This window comes from Streptomyces sp. NPDC057438 (assembly GCF_042802995.1).
Classification (GTDB): domain Bacteria; phylum Actinomycetota; class Actinomycetes; order Streptomycetales; family Streptomycetaceae; genus Streptomyces.
This window is the reverse complement of record NZ_JBHVDD010000029.1, coordinates 48,668-68,951: the sequence shown is the minus strand read 5'-3', so window position 1 is coordinate 68,951 and position 20,284 is coordinate 48,668. Positions and strand designations below refer to the sequence as shown.

General features: G+C 71.4%; 20 protein-coding genes and 6 tRNA genes. 17 read left to right on the top strand and 9 right to left on the bottom strand.

Features of this window, described 5'->3' with window-relative positions:
- Nucleotides 1-106: 106 nt before the first annotated feature.
- The 4 genes from ACFU5F_RS18405 to ACFU5F_RS18390 all read left to right on the top strand — a co-directional run bounded on the left by ACFU5F_RS18405 (nucleotide 107) and on the right by ACFU5F_RS18390 (nucleotide 2,540).
- A complete protein-coding gene (locus ACFU5F_RS18405; RefSeq protein WP_383888046.1) occupies nucleotides 107-346 on the top strand; it encodes a hypothetical protein in 240 nt (79 codons plus the stop codon).
- A 254-nt stretch (nucleotides 347-600) separates the two neighbouring features.
- Entirely contained in the window at nucleotides 601-801 is a 201-nt protein-coding gene (locus ACFU5F_RS18400; RefSeq protein ID WP_020114444.1) for a hypothetical protein, read from the top strand.
- 398 nt (nucleotides 802-1,199) lie between these two features.
- Nucleotides 1,200-2,147 carry a phosphotransferase family protein gene (locus ACFU5F_RS18395; RefSeq protein WP_383888043.1) on the top strand — a complete coding sequence of 316 codons (948 nt, stop codon included), beginning with the start codon at nucleotides 1,200-1,202 and terminating at the stop codon, nucleotides 2,145-2,147.
- An 87-nt stretch (nucleotides 2,148-2,234) separates the two neighbouring features.
- Nucleotides 2,235-2,540, top strand: coding sequence for a zf-TFIIB domain-containing protein (locus ACFU5F_RS18390; RefSeq protein WP_079081847.1), 306 nt, complete (start codon nucleotides 2,235-2,237; stop codon nucleotides 2,538-2,540).
- An 82-nt stretch (nucleotides 2,541-2,622) separates the two neighbouring features.
- Here ACFU5F_RS18390 and ACFU5F_RS18385 read toward each other — a convergent pair.
- The 5 genes from ACFU5F_RS18385 to ACFU5F_RS18365 form a co-directional block, all read right to left on the bottom strand.
- Nucleotides 2,623-2,694, bottom strand: a tRNA-Val gene (locus ACFU5F_RS18385).
- A 34-nt stretch (nucleotides 2,695-2,728) separates the two neighbouring features.
- Nucleotides 2,729-2,800, bottom strand: a tRNA-Val gene (locus tag ACFU5F_RS18380).
- A gap of 40 nt (nucleotides 2,801-2,840) precedes the next feature.
- A tRNA-Val gene (locus ACFU5F_RS18375) sits at nucleotides 2,841-2,912 on the bottom strand.
- Between the two features lies 1 nt (nucleotide 2,913).
- Nucleotides 2,914-2,987: transfer RNA gene (locus ACFU5F_RS18370), tRNA-Cys, on the bottom strand.
- A gap of 40 nt (nucleotides 2,988-3,027) precedes the next feature.
- A tRNA-Gly gene (locus ACFU5F_RS18365) sits at nucleotides 3,028-3,100 on the bottom strand.
- A gap of 157 nt (nucleotides 3,101-3,257) precedes the next feature.
- Here ACFU5F_RS18365 and ACFU5F_RS18360 point away from each other — a divergent pair.
- From ACFU5F_RS18360 to ACFU5F_RS18350, 3 genes are all read left to right on the top strand, one after another.
- Complete coding sequence (locus ACFU5F_RS18360; protein WP_383888042.1) at nucleotides 3,258-4,301, top strand: chorismate-binding protein; 1,044 nt, start codon at nucleotides 3,258-3,260, stop codon at nucleotides 4,299-4,301.
- On the top strand, nucleotides 4,298-5,119 hold the full coding sequence (locus ACFU5F_RS18355) for an aminotransferase class IV (RefSeq protein ID WP_383888041.1): 822 nt from the start codon (nucleotides 4,298-4,300) through the stop codon (nucleotides 5,117-5,119). Before ACFU5F_RS18360 ends, ACFU5F_RS18355 begins: the two co-directional genes overlap by 4 nt.
- A gap of 100 nt (nucleotides 5,120-5,219) precedes the next feature.
- Complete coding sequence (locus ACFU5F_RS18350; protein ID WP_383888039.1) at nucleotides 5,220-6,044, top strand: GNAT family N-acetyltransferase; 825 nt, start codon at nucleotides 5,220-5,222, stop codon at nucleotides 6,042-6,044.
- Between the two features lie 200 nt (nucleotides 6,045-6,244).
- Here ACFU5F_RS18350 and ACFU5F_RS18345 read toward each other — a convergent pair whose 3' ends face one another.
- A complete protein-coding gene (locus ACFU5F_RS18345; RefSeq protein WP_383888037.1) occupies nucleotides 6,245-6,763 on the bottom strand; it encodes a DsbA family protein in 519 nt (172 codons plus the stop codon).
- A 160-nt stretch (nucleotides 6,764-6,923) separates the two neighbouring features.
- Here ACFU5F_RS18345 and ACFU5F_RS18340 point away from each other — a divergent pair, with 160 nt between their 5' ends.
- Both ACFU5F_RS18340 and ACFU5F_RS18335 read left to right on the top strand, forming a co-directional pair.
- Entirely contained in the window at nucleotides 6,924-7,382 is a 459-nt protein-coding gene (locus ACFU5F_RS18340; RefSeq protein WP_383888036.1) for a hypothetical protein, read from the top strand.
- A gap of 179 nt (nucleotides 7,383-7,561) precedes the next feature.
- Nucleotides 7,562-7,714 carry a hypothetical protein gene (locus ACFU5F_RS18335; protein WP_013004980.1) on the top strand — a complete coding sequence of 51 codons (153 nt, stop codon included), beginning with the start codon at nucleotides 7,562-7,564 and terminating at the stop codon, nucleotides 7,712-7,714.
- A 97-nt stretch (nucleotides 7,715-7,811) separates the two neighbouring features.
- Here ACFU5F_RS18335 and ACFU5F_RS18330 read toward each other — a convergent pair whose 3' ends face one another.
- Both ACFU5F_RS18330 and ACFU5F_RS18325 read right to left on the bottom strand, forming a co-directional pair.
- Nucleotides 7,812-8,372, bottom strand: coding sequence for a CGNR zinc finger domain-containing protein (locus tag ACFU5F_RS18330; protein ID WP_383888033.1), 561 nt, complete (start codon nucleotides 8,370-8,372; stop codon nucleotides 7,812-7,814).
- A gap of 327 nt (nucleotides 8,373-8,699) precedes the next feature.
- Complete coding sequence (locus ACFU5F_RS18325; RefSeq protein WP_004002642.1) at nucleotides 8,700-9,113, bottom strand: SsgA family sporulation/cell division regulator; 414 nt, start codon at nucleotides 9,111-9,113, stop codon at nucleotides 8,700-8,702.
- A gap of 191 nt (nucleotides 9,114-9,304) precedes the next feature.
- On the opposite strand from ACFU5F_RS18325, the gene ACFU5F_RS18320 reads away from it, so the two are divergent.
- The 7 genes from ACFU5F_RS18320 (at nucleotide 9,305) to ACFU5F_RS18290 (ending at nucleotide 17,160) form a co-directional block, all read left to right on the top strand.
- Entirely contained in the window at nucleotides 9,305-9,784 is a 480-nt protein-coding gene (locus ACFU5F_RS18320) for a TIGR02611 family protein (RefSeq protein ID WP_383888031.1), read from the top strand.
- Between the two features lie 78 nt (nucleotides 9,785-9,862).
- A tRNA-Val gene (locus ACFU5F_RS18315) sits at nucleotides 9,863-9,934 on the top strand.
- Between the two features lie 556 nt (nucleotides 9,935-10,490).
- On the top strand, nucleotides 10,491-11,780 hold the full coding sequence (locus ACFU5F_RS18310) for an ABC transporter substrate-binding protein (protein ID WP_383888029.1): 1,290 nt from the start codon (nucleotides 10,491-10,493) through the stop codon (nucleotides 11,778-11,780).
- Nucleotides 11,780-12,781, top strand: a complete 1,002-nt coding sequence (locus ACFU5F_RS18305; protein WP_383888027.1) for a carbohydrate ABC transporter permease — start codon at nucleotides 11,780-11,782, stop codon at nucleotides 12,779-12,781. The genes ACFU5F_RS18310 and ACFU5F_RS18305 overlap by 1 nt, the downstream gene beginning before the upstream one ends.
- The gene (locus ACFU5F_RS18300) at nucleotides 12,778-13,677 is read left to right on the top strand and encodes a carbohydrate ABC transporter permease (RefSeq protein WP_383888025.1); all 900 of its coding nucleotides are present in this window, start codon (nucleotides 12,778-12,780) and stop codon (nucleotides 13,675-13,677) included. Before ACFU5F_RS18305 ends, ACFU5F_RS18300 begins: the two co-directional genes overlap by 4 nt.
- Before the next feature lie 12 nt (nucleotides 13,678-13,689).
- On the top strand, nucleotides 13,690-14,295 hold the full coding sequence (locus tag ACFU5F_RS18295) for a hypothetical protein (protein ID WP_383888023.1): 606 nt from the start codon (nucleotides 13,690-13,692) through the stop codon (nucleotides 14,293-14,295).
- Nucleotides 14,296-14,412: 117 nt separating this feature from the next.
- Nucleotides 14,413-17,160, top strand: a complete 2,748-nt coding sequence (locus ACFU5F_RS18290) for a Tat pathway signal sequence domain protein (RefSeq protein WP_383888021.1) — start codon at nucleotides 14,413-14,415, stop codon at nucleotides 17,158-17,160.
- A 110-nt stretch (nucleotides 17,161-17,270) separates the two neighbouring features.
- Here ACFU5F_RS18290 and ACFU5F_RS18285 read toward each other — a convergent pair whose 3' ends face one another.
- The gene (locus ACFU5F_RS18285) at nucleotides 17,271-19,694 is read right to left on the bottom strand and encodes an SCO7613 C-terminal domain-containing membrane protein (RefSeq protein WP_383888019.1); all 2,424 of its coding nucleotides are present in this window, start codon (nucleotides 19,692-19,694) and stop codon (nucleotides 17,271-17,273) included.
- Between the two features lie 102 nt (nucleotides 19,695-19,796).
- Here ACFU5F_RS18285 and ACFU5F_RS18280 point away from each other — a divergent pair, with 102 nt between their 5' ends.
- Nucleotides 19,797-20,255, top strand: a complete 459-nt coding sequence (locus ACFU5F_RS18280) for an SRPBCC family protein (protein ID WP_383888017.1) — start codon at nucleotides 19,797-19,799, stop codon at nucleotides 20,253-20,255.
- The last annotated feature ends 29 nt before the right edge of the window (nucleotides 20,256-20,284 follow it).

Genomic DNA, 20,284 nt, shown 5'->3' with positions numbered 1-20,284 from the left:
TCAGTGCCGGGTGAGAAACTTGAAGAGTGGTCAGGGAACAGGAGTTCGGGGCGGTGTTGGGCGCACCTTGATCCCAACCAGCCACCACAGAAGGGGGATTGAACCCGTGAAGGGTGACCGAGTGGAGATAGTCGTGGACGCCGGGGACACGACGCGCACGTACGAGGTGATCGCGAGCAGGGCGGGCCGCCGGGTGGAGACGGCGGTCCGGCGAGGAGTGGTGGAAGTGAGCGAAGTCACCCGGAACGGCTCCGTGGTGCGGACGGCCAGGTTCATGGCGAACCGGGTCCTCGCGCTGGTCGAGCAGCCGGTTCCCCGTGAGGACGGCGCGGAGCGGGACGGGTAGCAGACGGGGCAGACCGGACACCCCCTCCGGGAAGACCCCGAGACCGAGGACCTCGTCTCCACCCTGGGGAGTACGTCCCGGGTCCTCGCTCATCCTCCGGGAGGCCCGGCAATCGGTACGAGGGCATGACGACCAGGTGCGGTCGCACGCCTAGATTTGAGGTCAAGCGGCGGGTGCAGCACTCGTCCCCCGAGGTCAGACACCCGCCGCTGCCAACGACGAGCAACACCGACGAGAAGGTCAGAGGAGGGACCATGGCCCACACGGCACCGCGGACCGCGATCCGCACACGGGAGCGCAGGACGTTCACCGCCGACCGCCGTCCGGGTCGTCGCCACCCCTTGGTGGCGACCGCGATGGTCCTCCCTCTGGCGGCCCTGCTCGTGTACGCCTTCGGCGGCTGGGAAGCAGTGGTCACACAAGCGTCGTCCGTGGGTGTGATGCTGGGGCGCTGAGCGGCGACCCCAGGCCCGGAAGAGCGGTCCGGGCGGGGACATCCATCCATGAAACCCCGTGGGGACGGGGGTGCGGCGGACGGCAAAAGACGCCCGCGCAGCTGGGGAGCTGCGCGGGCGTTGTCTTTTTCCACTTCCCCTTGCCGGCCCGGGACCGTCCCCGCCACGGCGAGGTGAGGACGACTGCGTGGCGGGGGCGGGTGGCGCTGAGGACGGTGGTGCGGTGACGGCGATGACCCGGTGCCGCCTCGCGGCCGCCGGGCGTCGAAACCCCAGCCCGCGCCGACCGAGCCGGCCTGGCTGAGCCGATCCGAGCAGACGCACCCTGCCCACCCCGGCCGGGCGGCGCTCCCGGACCGTAGGCTCACGGGCAGCGCCGTACCCGAGCAGGGGGACCCATGACCACCACAGCCGACGCCGACGTGCTCCCCGCCCTCAGGGCCAAGGTGCGCGGCACGGCCCACCCCGGTGGCGCCCCGTGCTCCCACCCGGACTCGGTCCTCGCGGAACGCGCCGACGGCGTCGTCGTCCGCCACGGCGACACCGTGGCCAAGGCACACGCCCCCGGCACCGACCCCGCCCACCTGACCCTCCGCCTGACGGTCGCCGCCTCCCACCCGGACACCCTTCTCGCCCCGCTCACTCCCACCCCGGCCGCTCTCCACGAGCGCCTCGTCACGTTCTGGCCGTACGGGACCCCGGTCGACCCCGACGCCCCGGAGGCCGCTCCCTGGGAGGCGGCGGCCACCCTCCTCGCCCGTCTCCACCGGCAGCCGCCGCCCGTGGGCCTGCCGCCCATGCGCGGCCCGGTCAAGGCGGCCCGGGCCGTCGCCCGCCTGGAGGCCGCCGCACCGCACCACCCCGCCACGCCGTCGGTCCTGCGCGCCTGGCACTCCCTGCCCGCCTGGGCCAGGGACGAGGCCCCCATGCCCGGCACGACCACGGTCTGCCACGGCGATCTGCACCTCGGCCAGCTGGTCCGGCACCCGGCGGGCACGGGCGCCTGGCGCCTCATCGACGTCGACGACCTGGGCGTGGGCGTCCCCGGCTGGGATCTCGCCCGCCCGGCGGCCTGGTACGCCTGCGGCCTCCTGCGGCCCGAGGAGTGGACGCGGTTCCTGACCGCCTACCAGCGGGCCGACGGCCCGGCGGTACCCGCGCACGGCGACCCCTGGGCGGCACTCGACGTACCGGCCCGCGCACTCACCGTGCAGACCGCGGCCCTGGCGATCGCGAAATGCACGGCGGCCGGCCGGCCCCTCGACGACGCCCAGCAGTCCGTTGTGGACGCATGTGACCGAATGAGTGGCATCCCGCCGGAGTTGGACGGGCCTTTCCCGAAGTAGGGTGCAACCGACCGCGGCCGGACAGTGTCTGTCCTGGCGTAACGCGAAGCAGGACCGAGCGCCGAGGAGTTGACCCGAACCATGCACATGCAGTGTCCCAAGTGCCATGCGCCGATGCACACCTACAACCGCAGTGGCGTCCAGATCGAGCAGTGCAGTGGCTGCCGGGGGATCTTCCTCGACTACGGCGAGCTGGAGGCGCTGACCCGTATGGAGGGCCAGTGGGGCGGTGGCCCGGCCGTTCCCCCGCCGCCGGCCGCTCCGCAGTACCCCGCGGGCGGCGGTCACAACGCGCCCGCCTGGGGCGCCCCGCACGGTGGTCACCACGGAGGCCATCACGGGGGGCACGGCCATCACAACCGCGGCTTCGGCCACATGCTGTTCTCCAGCTGACCGAGCCGGGCGTGGGGCGCGCAGCGCCCCTCCGCACGACGAAGCCCCCGGCCGTACGAGACGGCCGGGGGCTCGGTGTGTGTGGACGATACTGGGATTGAACCAGTGACCTCTTCCGTGTCAGGGAAGCGCTCTCCCGCTGAGCTAATCGTCCTCGGGATCACAGCCCGGGGGCCGTGCATCCTGCGTGCGCGATACTGGGATTGAACCAGTGACCTCTTCCGTGTCAGGGAAGCGCTCTCCCGCTGAGCTAATCGCGCGGGGTGAAGCCGTCAGGCTCCGGAAGCCGTCAGGCCTCAGTGGACGATACTGGGATTGAACCAGTGACCTCTTCCGTGTCAGGGAAGCGCTCTCCCGCTGAGCTAATCGTCCTTGGAGGTGGAGACGGGATTTGAACCCGTGTAGACGGCTTTGCAGGCCGTTGCCTCGCCTCTCGGCCACTCCACCAGGAGTGCGGGGGGTTGGGAAGATCCCCCACGTTCCTGCGAGCGGACGACCAGGTTCGAACTGGCGACCTCAACCTTGGCAAGGTTGCGCTCTACCAACTGAGCTACGTCCGCTTGTCGGTTCCGGCCCGCTTGCGCGACCCGGCGACGAGTTGAACTCTAGCGGATTCCGGGGCCAGCACAAAAACGCGTTTGTGCAGCGTGCTGCGGTGCGTCCAGTCCGCGACCCGGCCGGGCCCGCCCGCGGGGCACCCGTCCTAGACTCGACTGCGTGTCCGACCTCCCTCCCCTCGCCCGCTTCGGCGACCTCGTGGCCTCCGGTCTCACCGATGTGACCAGCGACGCCGCTGCCCTGGACTCCTCCGGCTTCTGGGCCGTGTGCGCGGACTACGAGGGCGGTCTGGTGTGCGCGCGTTTCCGTGACGTACGTCGCGAGTCCGCGCCGGCCCCGGTGCCGGGACGGTGGCGCGGGCCCGGAGTCGGTGACTGGACGACGTCCCTCGACCGCGCCGCGTACACGGCGGGCGTCCGCCGCATCCGCGAGCACATCGCCGCCGGTGAGGTGTACCAGGCGAACCTCTGCCGGGTGCTGTCCGCGCCGGTCGCCCCGGACGCCGACGTGGACGCGCTGACCGCACTGCTGGCCCGTGGCAACCCGGCACCTTATGCAGGAACGATTCGTCTCCCGGTGCACGGCGTCGAGATCGCCACCGCCTCGCCCGAACTCTTCCTGCGCCGCGACCGCCGGGTCGTCGCCTCGGGCCCGATCAAGGGCACCGGACGCACCGAGGCCGACCTCCTGGAGAAGGACCACGCCGAGAACGTCATGATCGTCGACCTGGTCCGCAACGACATCGGACAGGTCTGCGCCACCGGGTCGGTGACCGTGCCGGACCTGTGCGTCGTCGAGAAGCATCCGGGGCTCGTGCACCTGGTGTCGACGGTGCGCGGCGAACTGCGCGACGACGCCGGCTGGCCGGAGCTGCTCGCCGCCGCCTTCCCGCCCGGGTCCGTCACCGGCGCGCCCAAGTCGAGCGCCCTGCGCATCATCGACGCCCTGGAGACCGCGCCGCGCGGCCCGTACACCGGCGGTATCGGCTGGGTCGACGCCGACCGGGGGACGGGCGAGCTGGCGGTCGGGATCCGCACCTTCTGGATCGACCGGGCGGCGGGCGAACTGCGTTTCGGTACGGGCGCCGGCATCACCTGGGGGTCGGACCCCGAGGCGGAGTGGCGGGAGACCGAACTGAAGGCGGCCAGGCTCCTCGCGGTAGCGTCGGGGACGTACGAGGCGAGTGGGAGGACCCTTACGTGAAGATCTGGCTCGACGGCGGACTGCAGGACATCGACTCCGCCCGTGTCTCCGTCCTCGACCACGGACTGACCGTGGGTGACGGCGTCTTCGAGACCGCGAAGACGGTCGGCGGCCGGCCGTTCGCGCTGACCCGCCATCTCGACCGGCTGGCCCTCTCGGCGCGCGGACTCGGCCTGCCCGAGCCCGACCTCGACGAGGTGCGCCGCGCCTGCTCGGCCGTCGTGGAGGCCAACCCGGTGGCGCTCGGCCGGCTCCGCATCACCTACACCGGCGGCGTCTCCCCGCTCGGCTCCGACCGGGGAGACCACGGCCCGACCCTCGTCGTGGCCCTCGGCGAGACCGCCCGCCGCGCCGACTCCACCGCCGCGATCACCGTCCCCTGGACCCGCAACGAGCGAGGCGCCCTCACCGGCCTGAAGACCACCTCGTACGCCGAGAACGTCGTCGCCCTCGCGCGCGCCCACGAACAGGGCGCCACCGAAGCACTGTTCGCCAACACGGTGGGACGCCTCTGCGAGGGCACGGGCTCCAACGTCTTCGTCGTCCTCGACGGTGAGATCCACACCCCGCCGGTCGCCTCCGGCTGTCTCGCGGGCATCACCCGCGCCCTCGTCGTCGAGTGGACCGGCGCCCGCGAGACCGATCTGCCGCTGGACGTCCTGGATCGCGCCGACGAGGTCTTCCTGACGTCGAGCCTGCGCGACGTGCAGGCCGTGCACCGCGTCGACGCCCGTGAACTCTCCGCCACGCCGGGCCCGGTGACGGCCAAGGCGATGCGGATCTTCGACGAACGGTCCGGCGACGACCTCGATCCGTGAAAGCCGCGACCCGTGTCGGCGCGATCCGTGAAGGCCTCGATCCGTGAAGGCTGCCGATATTCGGCGGACTCCACGCGCCACGGCGGGTAGAACACCCCTGATGACCACCACCCTGCGGCCCATCGAGCCGCTTCAGCACGCCGCCGACGGATCCCGTTCGCGCCGCTACCAGGTGTGCGTGAACAGCCGACCGGCCGGCGAGATCCACCTCGGCACACGCCCCGGCCCCGGCTCCTCGGCCGCCCGGATCCTGGACCTGCGCATCGACGAACCGGACCGGCGGCGCGGCAGAGCGACAGTGGCCGCGCTCGCCGCCGAGGAGGTGGCCCGGGGCTGGGGCTGCCGGCGGATCGAGGCGTCCGTCCCGGCGGGCGCCGAGCCCGCGCTGCGGCTGACCCAGGCGCTCGGCTACGTCCTGCGCAACCGGAGCATGCGCAAGCCCCTCGACGGCACCCCGCCCGCACTGCCCGCGGGCAGCAGGGGCCGGCCCATGACCGAGGCCGAGTACGAGCCCTGGAAGGAGGCCGGGCTGGAGGGCTACGCCCACGACCTGATCACCCGCGGCGTGCCCGAGGCGGAGGCGTACGCCAGGGCCACCGAGGACTATGTGCGCTGCCTGCCGCACGGGGTGGCCTCCGCGAACAACCTGTGCAGCGTGCTGGAGCACGAGGGCACGAGGGTCGGCACGCTGTGGCTGTGGATGGCCGACGACCCCGCGTTCGTGTACGACGTGGAGGCGGACGCCGCGCACCGGGGCCGGGGGCACGGCCGTTCGCTCATGCTGCTGGCCGAGGCCCAGGCGGTGGCGGCCGGGAAGACCGCCATCGCACTCAACGTCTTCGCGGGCAACGCCCGGGCCGAATGCCTCTACGACTCCCTCGGCTACGAGACGACGGCCCACCACCTGTCCAAGCCGCTGCTCTGACGACCGCGCCGGGAGCGGGGCGACGGCGGGTGGGCCGACGGCGGGCGGGCGGCGGGCCCGGGTCGTCTTCGGCCGGCCCGCGTCGGCCGCCGCGGGTCACGGCCCTGGGGCGGCCTTCCTCGCGGGCCGACGGCTGCCCGCGCCCGGTGCGCTTGCGGCGCGCTCGGCCCCCGACCCCGGTCCGACCCTGCTGGCCGGGATCAGGCGCCCCCGGCCAGCAGCCGGTCGGTGATCTCCTCGATCCGCTCGCGCAGCCCTGCCTGGCTCTTGCCGCCGTCGAGACGCTCGCCGCCGATGACGTACGTGGGCGTGCCCGTCACACCGATCGCCTTGCCCTCGGCCTGGTCGGCGTCGACGATCAGGATGTGCCGGCCGTCGATGAGCGCGGTGTCGAACTCCTCGGCGTCCAGGCCGAGTTCACGGGCGACCTCGACGAGGAACGGCTCTCCGGCCCGGTCCAGCTCCTCGACCCGCCCGAGCACGGCCTCGACGTACGGCCACGCCCGCCCCTGCTCCGCCGCCTCCTCGGCCGCCTGCGCGGCGGCGAAGGCGTGCTTGTGCTTCTCCAGCGGGAAGTGCCGCAGCCGCACGTCGAGCCGGTCGCCGTAGCGGTCCCGCAGCGCGCGGATGTCGTCGAGGGCGCCCCGGCAGTCGGAGCACTGGAGTTCGCACCAGACGTCCAGGACGACGGCGGTGGGGACGGGGGAGGAGTCGTTCATGGAGATCAGTCTCCCAGCTGCCCGGTGCCGGGGCCGACCCCGAGGCGACCCGGAGATCTCCCTGAGGTCTCCCCCGGACCATGGCATATCGGACGCGTGGCGGTGCAGGATGGAAGGGACGCAACGAGACCGACCGACCGCGCACCGCCTGGAGGACCGGATGATTGCCGAGACCGTGTGTGCCGCCGTCTCCGCGGCAGGCCTGGGCATCGCCGCGATCACGGCGTACCGGAAGCGTTTCCTCAGGGCGGCCCGCATCGCGGCCTACTCCCTCGTGCCCCTCGGCCTGGTGATGACCGGGGTCGTCGAGTGGCTGGCCGACACCGCCTTCAGCCCGACCGCCTGGGCCGGCTTCGGCGTGCTCGGCGCCGCCTGGTTCCTGTTCATGAGCACCCGCGCCGTGGAGCGGCGCCGCGGTGCCCCGGGCAGGGAACGCAAGGAGGCCAAGGCGTCCCGCACCGGAGCGATAGCCCCGGCGGCCTCGGCACCCTCGCTGGGTCAGGGCGCACGGCCGGCGGCCCGTCCGGCGGCGTCCCCGCGGGCCACGGGGTCGGCTGCCTCGGCGGGGGGCGACGACTTCAGCGACATCGAGGCGATCCTGAAGAAGCACGGCATCTGACCGGAGAGAGCCCCGCGTACCCGCCGCCGGGGCCCGCGGACTGAAACGACACAGAAGGTCGGGCGGCGACCGCGAAGTGATCACGTTCGTTCCACACTTTGTGGATATTGGCGAACTCTCCGTCATTCCGGGCGGATTGATCGCGCGGTGGGGCTTCGCTGCGTCATCATCGCGGCGAGATGCTGGACACAACACAGAGCGACACTGTCGCCCCACCGGAGGAGCGTCGAGGTTGTCTCTTCGCGCTCTCCCAGCCACCGCTGATGATCTTCCTAGCGGTGATCGGCTGCCTGCTGCTCATGGCGTCACTGCACGATCTGCTGATGCTCTGAGCCGTAAACGGAGCCCCTGGCGTCATCCGTCCAGGGCTCCGTCAGTCCCGTGTCCGGCGATCATCCGGCACCGGCCTTCGCGCCGGACGGAGCCGGTTCAGCCCGCCGCCTCCTTGCGGCGTGCCCGGTAGGCGGCCACATGCAGCCGGTTTCCGCAGGTGCGGCTGTCGCAGTAGCGGCGCGAGCGGTTGCGGGAGAGGTCGACGAAGGCGCGCCGGCAGTCGGGAGCCTCACAGCGGCGCAGCCGCTCCTGTTCCCCGGCGACGACGAAGAACGCCAGTGCCATGCCGCAGTCGGCCGAGAGATGGTCGGCGAGCGACGCGCCGGGCGCGAAGTAGTGCACATGCCAGTCGTAGCCGTCGTGATCGGTGAGCCGGGGTGTGGTGCCCGCCGCGGCGATGAGGTCGTTGATGACCGCCGCGGCCGAGGCCGCGTCGGCGGCGGCGAAGACCTCCGCGAAGCGGCCGCGGACCCTGCGGACGGCCGCGAGGTCGAACTCGGACAGCACGCCGACATCGCTGACCTCGTGGTTTCGCACGAACTCGGCGAGCGCCGCGACGGTCGCGAGCCCGTCGGCCGCCGTCTCGTCGTCCGGCGCGGTGTTCACCAGATCCACCACGGCATCGAGGGAACACCGGGTGTCGTGGGTGATCAGCACGTTTCGCTCCCTGGCCTGCGTGGGTCGGGCGGGCGCCCGCCCGAGCTGGCCGATGGTAATCGCTCGGTGGGGCGGTGGACCGGTGCCGACCGGCCAGGAGCACCCTGTCCCGTGCGGAACGGGCCAGGGACGGACGGCCGGGGAGCGGGCCGGGGCGGTCAGCCGGGCGCCCGGATGTCGTCGCGCTGGGTGACCACATGCCGACGCCGCCGCGCGGGGGTCCGCGACGACGGCGCCGTTGGGTCGGCCCGAAGCCGTATTCGGTTGTCCAGGCCCGAGCCGTCTCCCCGAGTGGACGGCGCCGGGCGGCTCTGTGGGGGCCTCGCCCTAGCTTTCGGCCAGGATGTGCGAGAGCTCCTGATCGAGGTCGAAGTGCCGGTGCTCCGTGCCGGGTGGCACGGCGGCGTCTGTGCGCTTCAGGAAGGACTCCAGGGCTCGCGCCGGGGCTTCGAGGAGGGCTTCGCCCTCCGGGGAGCTCAGGGCGATGCACACGACGCCCTGGCCGTGGCTGCGGGACGGCCAGACACGGACGTCGCCGGTGCCGGTGGGCCGGTGCAGGCCCTCGGCGAGGAGGTCGCGGGCGAACACCCATTCGACCGTTTCCTCTGCTCCGGTGTGGAAGGTGGCGTGCACGGCGTAGGGATCGGCCGTGTCATACCGCAGTCCCGCGGGAACGGGCAGTGAGGACTCGCTCGACACAACGAGGCGCAGGTGCAGCTCGCAGCTGACCGTGGTGTTCATAAGCGCCAAGGCCTTTCGCTCAGTGTGCGCTCGGGGATTCGCACGTCGGCGAAATCGACATGCCACCTACGGTGCCGTTGTAAACCCCTCTGGGAGTTTTGCGTCGCTTTTGGTAGCTCATCCGGCCGAGACCGTCTTCGGTGGGTACGACCATTCCGGTGACCGGTTTCTCTCCGGTAGGGTTTGGCCGTATGGACACGGGGAGTCACGGTACGGGGGAGGCCGGTGTGGCGGCCGACGGAACGAAGAGTGACACGGATGTAGCGAACAGTGAGGCCGATATGGCCGAGGACGAAGCGCCGCTCGGATCCCGTGCGCCGGAATTCGTGAAGGCGCGGCGGATGCTGCACATGAGCTGGCAGGTGGCCGTCTTCGTCGTCGGCCTCGCGGTGGTCGTGGCGGGTGTGATCATGCTTCCGCTGCCCGGGCCGGGCTGGCTCGTGATCTTCGCCGGCATGGCGATCTGGGCGACGGAGTTCGTCTGGGCCCAGCTGGTGCTCCGCTGGACCAAGCGGAAGGTCTCCGAGGCCACCCAGCGCGCCCTCGATCCGAGGGTCCGGCGCCGCAACATCATCCTGACGACGATCGGCCTGGTGATCGTGGCCGTTCTGGTCGGTTTCTACGTCTGGAAGTTCGGCTTCGAGATGCCCTGGAACATCAAGAACCAGTGATCACGGCGGGGCCGGCGCGGGGCCGCGGAACGTGGTCGGAGCCACCCGCTGACATGGGGTAATGTTCTTCCTGCGTCCGGGCGATTAGCTCAGTGGGAGAGCGCTTCGTTCACACCGAAGAGGTCACTGGTTCGAACCCAGTATCGCCCACCGGATGAGGGCGGCCCGGTCCACGGAAACGTGGACCGGGCCGCTTCTCGTCGTCGCCGCGGGGTGGGGTCGGGCGTGGGGTCGGGGTGCGTGCGTGCGGGGTTCGCCAGCGCCGGGTGACGTACGGGTTTGCAGCCGGGGGGATCGGCCGACGGCCGTGGAGTGCGAGGCGCGTCCCCGGTTCCGCCTCGATTTGGCCGAATCCGGTGCCTTCTCGTCCTCGCCGAGGGGTGATGCTCACCTGATCCGCCTTGGTCCGCTGGCGGTTCGGTCGACGGCTCCGAGGATCGCCCCACTGGCTCCTTTCGGCCTCTTCCGTTCGCGGCTCCTCGGTCGGCCCCACGTTCGGCCCGTCGATCGCAACTGCCGGACCTGCGCTTTCGTTTGACCGGTCGTCACCTGCGGCCTCCTCGTGCCCGGCCCGCCGATGACACCGCTTTCCATCAATTCCTGTCCGAATCATTGACGTCTCCTGAGGGTCTCCGTACCTTGTGCCAGCAAGCGCTTACTTGAAACGATTCATGGCGCGGACGCAACGGCGCGGGGAGGCTCAACCATGCAGCAGAACAGGAACGTTGAGAGGCGGACGGTCCTCAAGGCGGCCGGAGCCTCACTGGCCGTCGCGGGGCTCGGGGCGACGGCCACGGCCTGTGGCGGCGGCAGCGGCGCGGGGGACGGAACGGTGACGATCCGTTACGCCTGGTGGGGTGCCGAGGACCGGGCGGAGCGCATCAAGAAGACCATCGCGCTTTTCGAGAAGAAGTACCCGAAGATCAAGGTCAAGACCGACTTCCAGCCCTATCCCGACTTCTGGAAGAAGTTCAACACGCAGGCCTCCGGTGGAAATCCGCCGGACGTGTTCCAGAATGCCGTCGGTTTCCTCCGGAAATACGACGCGAAGAATGTGCTGCTCGATCTCAGCCCTCAGGTCGAGGCGGGCCACCTGTCGCTGAAGGGCTTCAGAGCGGGCCTGGAGAAGTTCGGCGAGGTCGACGGAAAGCTGCTCGGGGTGCCGGTCGGGTCCAACTCGATGGCCCTGGTGATCGACAAGCCCGTCTACGCCAAGTCCGGCATCAAGCCCGAGCAGGGGTGGACCTGGGACGACTTCGACGCGGCGATGAAGAAGATCCACGACAAGACGGGGCGCGCCGGCGACAGCGGCATGTACGGCGTCATGTACCTCTACGACCTCTACCTGCGCCAGAACGGCAAGGCGTTCTTCACCGAGGACGGGCTCGGCTTCACCGAGGCGGATCTCAAGCAGTGGTGGGCCAAGGCCAGGAAGGGCATCGAGGAGGGCCTCTACGCCGACCCGAAGAAGGTCGCGCAGATCAAGCCCAAGTCGGCGGTCGCCGCGGAACTCGCCGCCGGTGAGTTCACCTGGGACAACTTCACGGTCCGTTACACCTCCGAGGGCAAGAGCGAGTACGGCCTCGCGCCCATCCCCACCACCGACGGCAAGAAGACCGGTCAGTACCTCGGCTCCCTGATGCTCAGCGCGTCCAAGCGCACCCAGCATCCCAAGGAGGTCGCCCAGTTCATCGACTTCATGGTGCACGAGCCCGAGGTTGCCAAGATCATGGGCTACGACCGCGGGGTGCCCGCGACGCAGGCCCAGTACGACGCGTTCCAGCCGACCGACCCGGTCAACAAGGCGATCGCCGCGTACGAGGAGTCCCTCGTCGCGGCCGGTGTCCTGGAGCCCATCACCCCGCACCCGAACGGCGCGGACATCTGCGAGGCCGCGTTCCTGCGCATCGGAGAGGAACTCGGGCTGGGCACGCGCTCGGTGGACGACGCCGTCAAGCAGTTCTTCACCGAGTCGAAGACGGCTCTCGGCATCTGATGGGAACCGCCGTGACACACGCCCCTGCGACGGAGGACCCGACCCGGGACTCCGAGCCGCGGCAGCGTCCGGCCAAGGCTCCCCGCCCCGCCGCGCTCAAGCGGCGGGGCCGCCGGGAGAACCTGGCCGGCTATCTCTTCATGTCCCCCTGGATCGCCGGATTCCTGCTGCTCACGGCAGGCCCGATGATCGCCTCGCTCTACTTCGCCTTCACCGACTACAACCTGTTCGACGCGCCTCGGTGGATCGGCCTCGACAACTTCTCCGAGATGTTCGCCGACCCGCGCTGGCGCCACTCGGTGCGGGTCACCCTCTGGTACGTGGCCGTGGGCACGCCCCTGAAGCTGATCGCGGCCCTCGGCGTGGCGCTGCTCCTGGCCCAGAAGCGGCGCGGGCAGGCGTTCTACCGGGCCGCCTTCTACGCGCCGTCGCTGATCGGCGCCAGCGTCTCCATCGCGATCGTCTGGAAGGCGATCTTCTCCGACGACGCGATCGTCGACCGTACGCAGAAGATCTTCGGCATCGACGTCGGCGGCTGGACCGGCGATCCGGAAATGATCATCTACAGCCTGGTGGCGCTCACCGTCTGGCAGTTCGGTGCCCCCATGGTCATCTTCCTCGCCGGTCTCAAGCAGGTGCCGCGTGAGCTGTACGAGGCGGCCGAGGTCGACGGGGCGGGGACGTTCCGGCGGTTCTGGAACATCACCCTGCCGATGATCTCCCCGGTCCTCTTCTTCAACGTCCTGCTGGAGACGATCCACTCGTTCCAGATCTTCAGCTCGGCGTACATCGTCGGTGGCGGCGCCGGCGGCAATGCCTGCGGTCCGGCCGACGGCTCCATGGTCTACACCTGTTATCTGTACGTCCAGGGCTTCGAGAACAGCCGGATGGGACTGGCCTCCGCGATGGCCTGGCTGCTGCTGGTCGCGGTCGCCCTGGTGACGGCGGTGCTGTTCTGGTCCCAGAAGCGCTGGGTGCACTACGAGGAGGGTGCCCGATGAGCGCACAGGCCACCGAGATCACCCCGGCCCCGGTACCCTCCACGCGGACGGGGGCCCTGCGGCGCAGACTGCCGGGCTCCCTCGCCTGGCACCTCGGGTCGCTCGCGATCCTCGCGGTGATCCTCTACCCGGTGATCTGGGTCGTCGGCGGCTCGCTCAAGAGGAGCGAGGACATCGTCGGCAGCCTGGACCTGCTGCCCGGCGACCCGGTCATCGAGAACTACACCCGGCTCGCCGACGGTATCGCCGACATCCCCATCTCCACGTTCTTCCTCAACTCGCTCACGCTCGCCGTCGGCTCGGTGATCGGGATCCTGGTGTCCTGCTCGCTGACGGCGTACGCCTTCGCGAAGATCAGGTTCGCGGGCCGCAACCTGCTCTTCACGCTGATGATCGGCACGCTCCTGTTGCCCTACCACGTGCTGCTCATCCCGCAGTACGTGCTGTTCCGCAACATGGGAATGATCAACGAGTACACCCCGCTGCTGCTTCCGAAGTTCCTGGCGACGGAGGCGTTCTTCGTCTTCCTGATGGTCCAGTTCATGCGGAACCTGCCCAAGGAGCTCGACGAGGCGGCCCGGCTCGACGGCTGCGGGCACTTCCGGATCTACTGGTCGATCGTGCTGCCGCTGTGCCGGCCCGCGCTGATCACCAGTGCGATCTTCACCTTCATCAACTCCTGGAACGACTTCATGGGTCCGTTGATCTATCTGAACGAGCCCGACAAGTACACGGTCTCGCTCGGTCTGAAGATGTTCGTGGACCAGGACGCCGTGGCCAACTACGGCGGCATGATCGCGATGTCGCTGGTGGCCCTGCTGCCGGTGCTCGCCTTCTTCCTCGCCTTCCAGCGCTATCTGATCGACGGCATGGCCACCTCGGGCCTGAAGGGCTGAGGGGAGCTGACCATGGCCCAGTCCCGTGCCCGGGCGAGGACCGCCGCTCCCCGCGAGGAGTCGGTGCTCGCCGAACGGTTCGCGCTGTTCGCCGAGTGCCTGCTCACCGGTTTGTGGATCGCGCTGGCCTCCCTGCCCCTGCTGACCTACCCCGCCGCGTTCGCCGCCGGCTCCCGGCACCTCAGGCGCCGTACGGCCCATGAGGGCGGCGGCTGGCGGGAGTTCTGGGCCGACTTCCGGGCGGCGGTGCGCGGCGGCCTGCTCGTCGGGCTCGCCGGATGGGTGGCGCTCGCGGCGGTGTGGGTGGACGTCCGGGCCGTACGCGCCGGGATTCCGGGCGGGCCGCTGGTCGGCGTGGTCGGTGTGCTCGCGCTGATCGGCGCCGTGGTCGCCGGACTGCGCGCGGCGGCGGTCTGGCGGCCCGGCGACACCTGGCGCGCGCTGCTCGGTGCGGCCGGGCGGCGGACCGTGCTCGACCCCGCCGGGTCGTTCCTGCTCGTCGGCGGACTGGCCGTGGTGGTCTGTTCCGCCTGGTTCGTCGCGCCGCTGGCGATCCCGGTCCTCGGGGCCGTCGCGGCGGCGGCCGTGGCCGTGGAGGAGCGGTACCGCCGTCGCTGACCGCGGCGGGCGGTGCCGTCCGTCCAGGCCGACGCCCCGGAGGCGTCGCATTGCACCACTCTCTGTCATGCCCCTGACCACCAGCACGCAAGACGTCCCGTACGGAAAGGAAAGGCCATGTCCCCGATCGACCGCAGGTCCCTTCTCAAGGCGGCCGCCGTCGCAGGAGCCGCCGCGCAGTTCAGCTGGGCGCTGGGGAGCGCGGACGCGCAGGCCGCCCCGCCGGCCGAGGCGGCGAAAGCGGATCCGGTGACCCTGGACTGGCTCGAGGACGGAGGGCTCGGCGCCGCCCCCGGTTCGACCGTGGGTGTGCCGTGGCCCAAGGGAGCCTGCGAAAAGGAACAGTCGTTCTCTTTGGTCGACGCGGACGGCAAGGCCGTCCCCGTGCAGTCCTGGCCGATCGGCTACTGGCCCGACGGCTCCGTGAAGTGGACTGCGCACGCGGTGGGCGCGGGCGCCGGCTCCGGCAAGCTCACCCTCGCGGCGGGCACACCGGCGGCGCCGGCGAAGAAGGTCACCGTCGACGAGCGCGCCACCACCATCGACGTGTCGACCGGAGTCATCACCGCCAAGATCGGCAAGTCCGGCTCCACGCTCGTGAAGTCCGTGCTGCGGGGCTCCACCGAGATCGCCCACAGCGGCCATCTGGTACTGCTGCGCCAGCCCGAGGTCGAGGAGGGCGACCAGGGCACGGAGAAGACCCAGCGCTACGAGAGCCTCATCGACGAGGTCGAGGTCGAGCAGGAGGGCCCGGTGCGTGCCGTGGTCCGCATCGACGGCAAGCACCGCAGAGGAAGCCACAGCTGGCTGCCCTTCTCGATCCGCCTCTACTTCTACGCGGGCGCGGAGTCGTTCCGCATGGTGCACACCGTCACCTTCGACGGCGACCAGCAGGCCGGAAAGGCCGGCGGCGACTTCGTCCGGGGCATCGGCGTCCGCTTCGAGGTACCGATGCGCGACGCCGCGTACGACCGTCACATCCGTATCGGCGGCGAGGGCACGGGTCTGCTGCGCGAGGCGGTCAAGGGCGTCACGGGGCTGCGGCGCGACCCGGGGGCCGCGGTGCGCACCGCCCAGTTCGAGGGGAAGAAGCTGCCCGACCCCTCCACCTGGGACCAGCGTGTCACGACCCGTCTGCAGTACATCCCCGAGTGGGGCGACTACACGCTCTCGCAGCTGTCCGCCGACGGCTTCGGTGTCCGCAAGCGCACCAAGAAGGGCCACGGCTGGATCCCGGCCGGCGGTGGCCGGCGGGCCAGCGGCTTCGGGTACGTCGGTGGCGCGTCCGGCGGGTTCGCCTTCGGCCTGCGGGACTTCTGGGAGAAGTTCCCCGCCCAGCTCGACATCCGCGACGCGCAGACTGACACCGCCGAGGTCACCCTCTGGCTCTGGTCGCCCGAGGCACGGCCCATGGACCTGCGCTTCTACCACGACGGCATGGGCCAGGACACCTACGCCGAGCAGCTCGAAGGCCTCAACATCACCTACGAGGACTACGAGCCCGGCTTCGGCACCCCCTACGGCATCGCCCGCACCAGCGAACTCCTCTTCTGGGCCCACGAGTCCACGCCGGGCGCCGAGGCGATGGCCCGGCAGGTCGAGGCCGTCCGCACGCCCCCACAGCTCGCCGCCCCGCCCAAGCAGCTCGTCAAGGCGGGCGTCTTCGGCAGGCTGTTCGCCGAACCCGACCGGTCCACCGCCGCCAAGGCGAAGATCGAGGACCACCTCGATTTCCTCTTCACCTACTACAAGGACCAGGTGGAGATGCGCCGGTGGTACGGCTTCTGGGACTACGGCGACATCATGCACAGCTACGACCCCAGCCGTCACCAGTGGTGCTACGACGTCGGCGGTTACGCCTGGGACAACTCCGAACTCTCGCCGGACCTGTGGCTCTGGTTCGCGTACATGCGCTCCGGCCGCGCGGACATCTTCCGCTTCGCCGAGGCCATGACCCGCCACACCGGCGAGGTCGACGTCTACCACCTGGGGAAGTGGGCCGGACTCGGTACCCGCCATGGTGTCCAGCACTACGCCGACAGCGCCAAGCAGCAGCGGATCGCCAACACCACCTACCGCCGCTATTACTACTTCCTCACCGCCGACGAACGCGTCGGCGACCTCATGCACGCCAACGTCGACTCCGATGAGACGTTCCTCGTCCTCGACCCCATCCGCAAGATCCGCACCGAGCCCTACACCCCCGACCGCAACGCGCTGTCGATCGGCTTCGGCACCGACTGGTCCGGGCTCGTGTCCGCGTGGCTGACCGAGTGGGAGCGGCGCGGCCCCAAGTGGGAGAAGGCCAGGGCGCGCGTCCTGTCGACCATGGAGACGATCGCCGCGCAGCCCAACGGCTTCGTCCAGGGCACCGGGCTGTACGACCTGGACACCGGGAAGTTCGCCGTGGCGGACAAGCCGGTGGTCGGGGTGTCGCACCTGTCGGCCATGTTCGGGCTGGTCGAGATGTGCGCGGAACTGCTCGACCAGATCGAGATGCCCAAGTTCAAGGAGGCATGGCTCGACTACTGCCGCTACTTCAACGCGACGAAGGCGGAACAGGCCGCGCGGTACGGCTCCAACTTCGGCACCCTGCTGCTCTTCCAGGGCCACTCGCGGCAGGACGCGTACGCCGCCGTGCAGTTGAAGGACGACAAGCTCGCGGCCCGTGCGTGGCGGCAGTTCTACAACAGCGCCGACACCTGGGACTACAAGGAGTCGACCGACTGGACCACCAAGAAGATCGAGGGGCCGACAGCACTCGTGCCGGGCAGCGAGGCCGCGTGGGTGTCGACCAACGCGACGGCGCTGTACGGGCTGGCGGCGATCCAGAACCTGGCGTTGGTGGGCGACAAGATGCCGTGACGCTCCGCTGGGTGGGGCGCAGGGCCCGGGGAGTCTGGGGCCGGTTGGGGAACTACGGGATCGTTGTGGCTGGTCGCGCAGTTCCCCCGCGCCCCTGAGGGGCGCGCGCCTCAGGTCAGTCTGCCCAGCGCGTCCCGTACGCGGCGGGCGTCGCGCAGGCGTTGTTCGTAGGTGGCGCCCGCTGCCAACAGGACCAGGCCCGCCAGTGCGGGAGGCGCCCAACGGGGGAGGGCGTCGACGACCTGGGCGATGTAGGGCGCCAGTTCGTGCAGGGTGACCAGGGCGAGGGTGGCGCCGCCGAGGAGCAGCGGGGACTGGAGGCGGTGGCGGGCGCCCAGCAGGGTGACGGCCAGGGCAGCGGCGCCCAGCAGCAGCGGGCGGAGCCAGTGCGCGTCGCCCCAGGCCGCGACGAGGCTCGGGACGAGCGTGACGGCGAGGCCCGGTCCGTACGCCGTCCAGGACGAGGCGGCCGGGTCCCGGCGCCTGCGCAGCAGGCCGACGAGCAGGGCCGGGACGGTCACCGGCAGGGTGTACGCCTCCGGGGAACCGACCTCCCAGGCCGCGAGCCGTACCCAGGAGGCCAGGACGAGCAGGACGGTGGCCGCGTGGCCGAGCCGGCGGCGGTCCGGTCGGACGGCTGTGCCCATCACGATGACTCCGCAGAGCGCGAGGGTCAGGGCCAGCAGGGGCGGGTGCGTGGCGGAGAGGCCGATGGCCAGGAGGCCGGCGGCGGCGCCGGCCGCCTCGACCGGGATGGTCAGGGGTGAGTCGCCGAGGCGGGCCGCGAGCAGGGCCGCGCCGGCCGGGACGGCGAGGACGAGCAGCGCCGTGTGCCGCGGCTCCCAGCCGACGGAGGCGCCGATCGCGCAGGCCAGGGCGGTGGCGTGGACGAGGGCGGCGGGCGCCGTGAGAGGGCCGGTGCGCCGGTGTCGAGCGGCCGCCGCGAACAGGGCCGTCAAGGTGGCGAGGACGGTGAGCGTCGCCGCCTCGGTGGCCAGGGAGAGCAGGGCCAGGCTCACGGAGGTGACGAGGGCCAGTACGACACCCGCGAGGGGCAGCGGGGCTCGGAGGAGCCCGGGCTCCGCCGACCGGACGGACACGGCGAGCCCCAGGGCGGCCGCGACCAGGAGGCCCTGCGCCACCAGCCCCGCCGTGAAGGGCAGTTCGAGGACCGGGGGGAGCACCAGGGCCGTCGCCCAGGCGAGGACGAGGGCGCCGACCAGGGCCGGGGTGCGCCAGGAGACGGTGCGGGCGGCCACGGCCAGCACCCCGGCGACGACGGCGAGCACGAGGGGCACGGTCGCCGGGTTCGGCGGCCAGGGCACGTCGAGCGTCACCGCGGCGCGGGCGTCGGCGGGCGCGCCCGACCAGACCCGCTCGATCCGGCCCACCGGGCCGAGCAGCGCCACGACCACGGTCGGCAGCGTGGTGGCCACGGCCAGTCCCTGAACGACGCGGGAAGCGTGCACGAGGCCCCGGCGTACGGGCTCGGGGGCCCGCGTCCGAACGGCGGCCAACAGGGCTGTACCGCACAGGAGATGGGCCGGGACCGTCCAGACCCCGGGCAGGACCGAGCGGGCGACGCCACCGGCGCCGACGACCACCAGGAGACCGCCGGCGAGTGCGGTGCCGAGGGACAGGGCGGGCTTCGGGGCGAACCGGGCGGTCGTCAGGGCGATCGCCGCGGCGAGGGCGAGGAGCGCCGCCGCACGGACGGCGGCCCCCGGGCCGGCGGCGGCCCACGACAGCCAGCCGGCCGACGCCACACCCCAGGCGCCCCAGCCGAACGCGCCGACGACGGCGACGGTCCGTACCGGCCTCAGGGACACCCGGAGTGCGATCGCGGTGTCGGCCGCCGCGGTCACCAGCAGCACGGCCGCGACCGCCTCCACTCCCGCGCCCCTGGCGAACGTCCAGAGGAGAAGGGGGAGTTGAGCTGCGACCAGAGCGAGCGGGAGGGGCAGGGCAAGGGCGCTCCAAGAGACCGCCGGGTCCGCCGCCCCCGGTGCCGGCCGCAGGACGAGCCCGTACGCCGCCCACGCCGCCGCCAGCACCGCCGACGCGGCCGCCGCGTAGCCCGTGCCGTCCGCCCCGGCGAACGCGACCTCGTGCAGGGCGTACGCGTCCAGGACGGTGAGGGCGAGGCCGAGGCCCGAGACCGCCTCCGCGGTCGAGCGCAGGCCACGACGCAGGAGCGCCCACGGCGCGCCGAGCGCGGCCACGGTCACTCCACCGAGCACCAGGGCCCGGCCGCCGATCCCCAGGTGCCCCCAGCTGACCAGCGTGAACGCGATCGCCGCGACGGTCAGCAGGACGCCGCCGAGGACCAGCAGCACGTTCTGGACGTTCGGCGCCGTCGCCTCGGGGCGCCGCGCGGGCGGGGCAGTGGGCGCGCCGGACACGGGCGCCGCCGTGTACAGGGCGTTGACGAGCCAGGCGCGGCGTGTCAGCAGGAACACGCGGCGGGCGTCGAGCTGCCGCAGTTCGGCGTCGAGGACCCGCAGTTCCTCGGCAGGGGACGGAAAGGGCGTCATGCCACGCAGTGTGGTCGGCGGCACGCCGCGCGACATGAGTCCACGTACTCAGGTGGTACTCAGATCCCGCACGCAGGGCCTCCGCGCGGGCACAATCCGACCATGGACTGGTGTCACTACCGCTTCCGCAGCCGCTGGAGCCTGCCCGCGCCGCCCACCGCCGTCTACGACGCGCTCCAGCGCCCGGAGGACTATCCGCGCTGGTGGCCCCAGGTCCGCGAGGTGGTCCGGATCGACGACACCACCGGCACCCTCCGGATCCGCTCGGTCGTGCCGTACGAACTCGTCCTGACCGCGCGGGCCGTACGGCGTGACGCTACGGCCGGCGTCCTGGAGATCGCGATGACCGGCGACCTGAACGGCTGGGCCCGCTGGACGGTCACCGCCGACGGGCCCGGCACCCTCGCCCTCTACGACCAGGAGGTCGACGTCACCAAGCCCTTGCTGCGGCGCCTCGCCGTACCGGGACGGCCCCTGTTCCGCGCCAACCACACCCTGATGATGCGGGCGGGACGACGCGGACTCCTCGCCCACCTCGGGTCGCACGGCCAAGCGGTTTGAACCAGACCCGTCGGGACCTGTATGGTTCA

What these genes read in the sequence shown, in the direction of transcription:
- ACFU5F_RS18400 (WP_020114444.1), top strand. Translation starts at nt 601, where the DNA reads ATGGCCCACACGGCACCGCGGACCGCGATCCGCACACGGGAGCGCAGG.
- ACFU5F_RS18395 (WP_383888043.1), top strand. Translation starts at nt 1,200, where the DNA reads ATGACCACCACAGCCGACGCCGACGTGCTCCCCGCCCTCAGGGCCAAG.
- ACFU5F_RS18390 (WP_079081847.1), top strand. Translation starts at nt 2,235, where the DNA reads ATGCAGTGTCCCAAGTGCCATGCGCCGATGCACACCTACAACCGCAGT.
- ACFU5F_RS18350 (WP_383888039.1), top strand. Translation starts at nt 5,220, where the DNA reads ATGACCACCACCCTGCGGCCCATCGAGCCGCTTCAGCACGCCGCCGAC.
- ACFU5F_RS18345 (WP_383888037.1), bottom strand. Translation starts at nt 6,763, where the DNA reads ATGAACGACTCCTCCCCCGTCCCCACCGCCGTCGTCCTGGACGTCTGG.
- ACFU5F_RS18340 (WP_383888036.1), top strand. Translation starts at nt 6,924, where the DNA reads ATGATTGCCGAGACCGTGTGTGCCGCCGTCTCCGCGGCAGGCCTGGGC.
- ACFU5F_RS18335 (WP_013004980.1), top strand. Translation starts at nt 7,562, where the DNA reads ATGCTGGACACAACACAGAGCGACACTGTCGCCCCACCGGAGGAGCGT.
- ACFU5F_RS18325 (WP_004002642.1), bottom strand. Translation starts at nt 9,113, where the DNA reads ATGAACACCACGGTCAGCTGCGAGCTGCACCTGCGCCTCGTTGTGTCG.
- ACFU5F_RS18320 (WP_383888031.1), top strand. Translation starts at nt 9,305, where the DNA reads ATGGACACGGGGAGTCACGGTACGGGGGAGGCCGGTGTGGCGGCCGAC.
- ACFU5F_RS18310 (WP_383888029.1), top strand. Translation starts at nt 10,491, where the DNA reads ATGCAGCAGAACAGGAACGTTGAGAGGCGGACGGTCCTCAAGGCGGCC.
- ACFU5F_RS18305 (WP_383888027.1), top strand. Translation starts at nt 11,780, where the DNA reads ATGGGAACCGCCGTGACACACGCCCCTGCGACGGAGGACCCGACCCGG.
- ACFU5F_RS18300 (WP_383888025.1), top strand. Translation starts at nt 12,778, where the DNA reads ATGAGCGCACAGGCCACCGAGATCACCCCGGCCCCGGTACCCTCCACG.
- ACFU5F_RS18295 (WP_383888023.1), top strand. Translation starts at nt 13,690, where the DNA reads ATGGCCCAGTCCCGTGCCCGGGCGAGGACCGCCGCTCCCCGCGAGGAG.
- ACFU5F_RS18290 (WP_383888021.1), top strand. Translation starts at nt 14,413, where the DNA reads ATGTCCCCGATCGACCGCAGGTCCCTTCTCAAGGCGGCCGCCGTCGCA.
- ACFU5F_RS18285 (WP_383888019.1), bottom strand. Translation starts at nt 19,694, where the DNA reads ATGACGCCCTTTCCGTCCCCTGCCGAGGAACTGCGGGTCCTCGACGCC.
- ACFU5F_RS18280 (WP_383888017.1), top strand. Translation starts at nt 19,797, where the DNA reads ATGGACTGGTGTCACTACCGCTTCCGCAGCCGCTGGAGCCTGCCCGCG.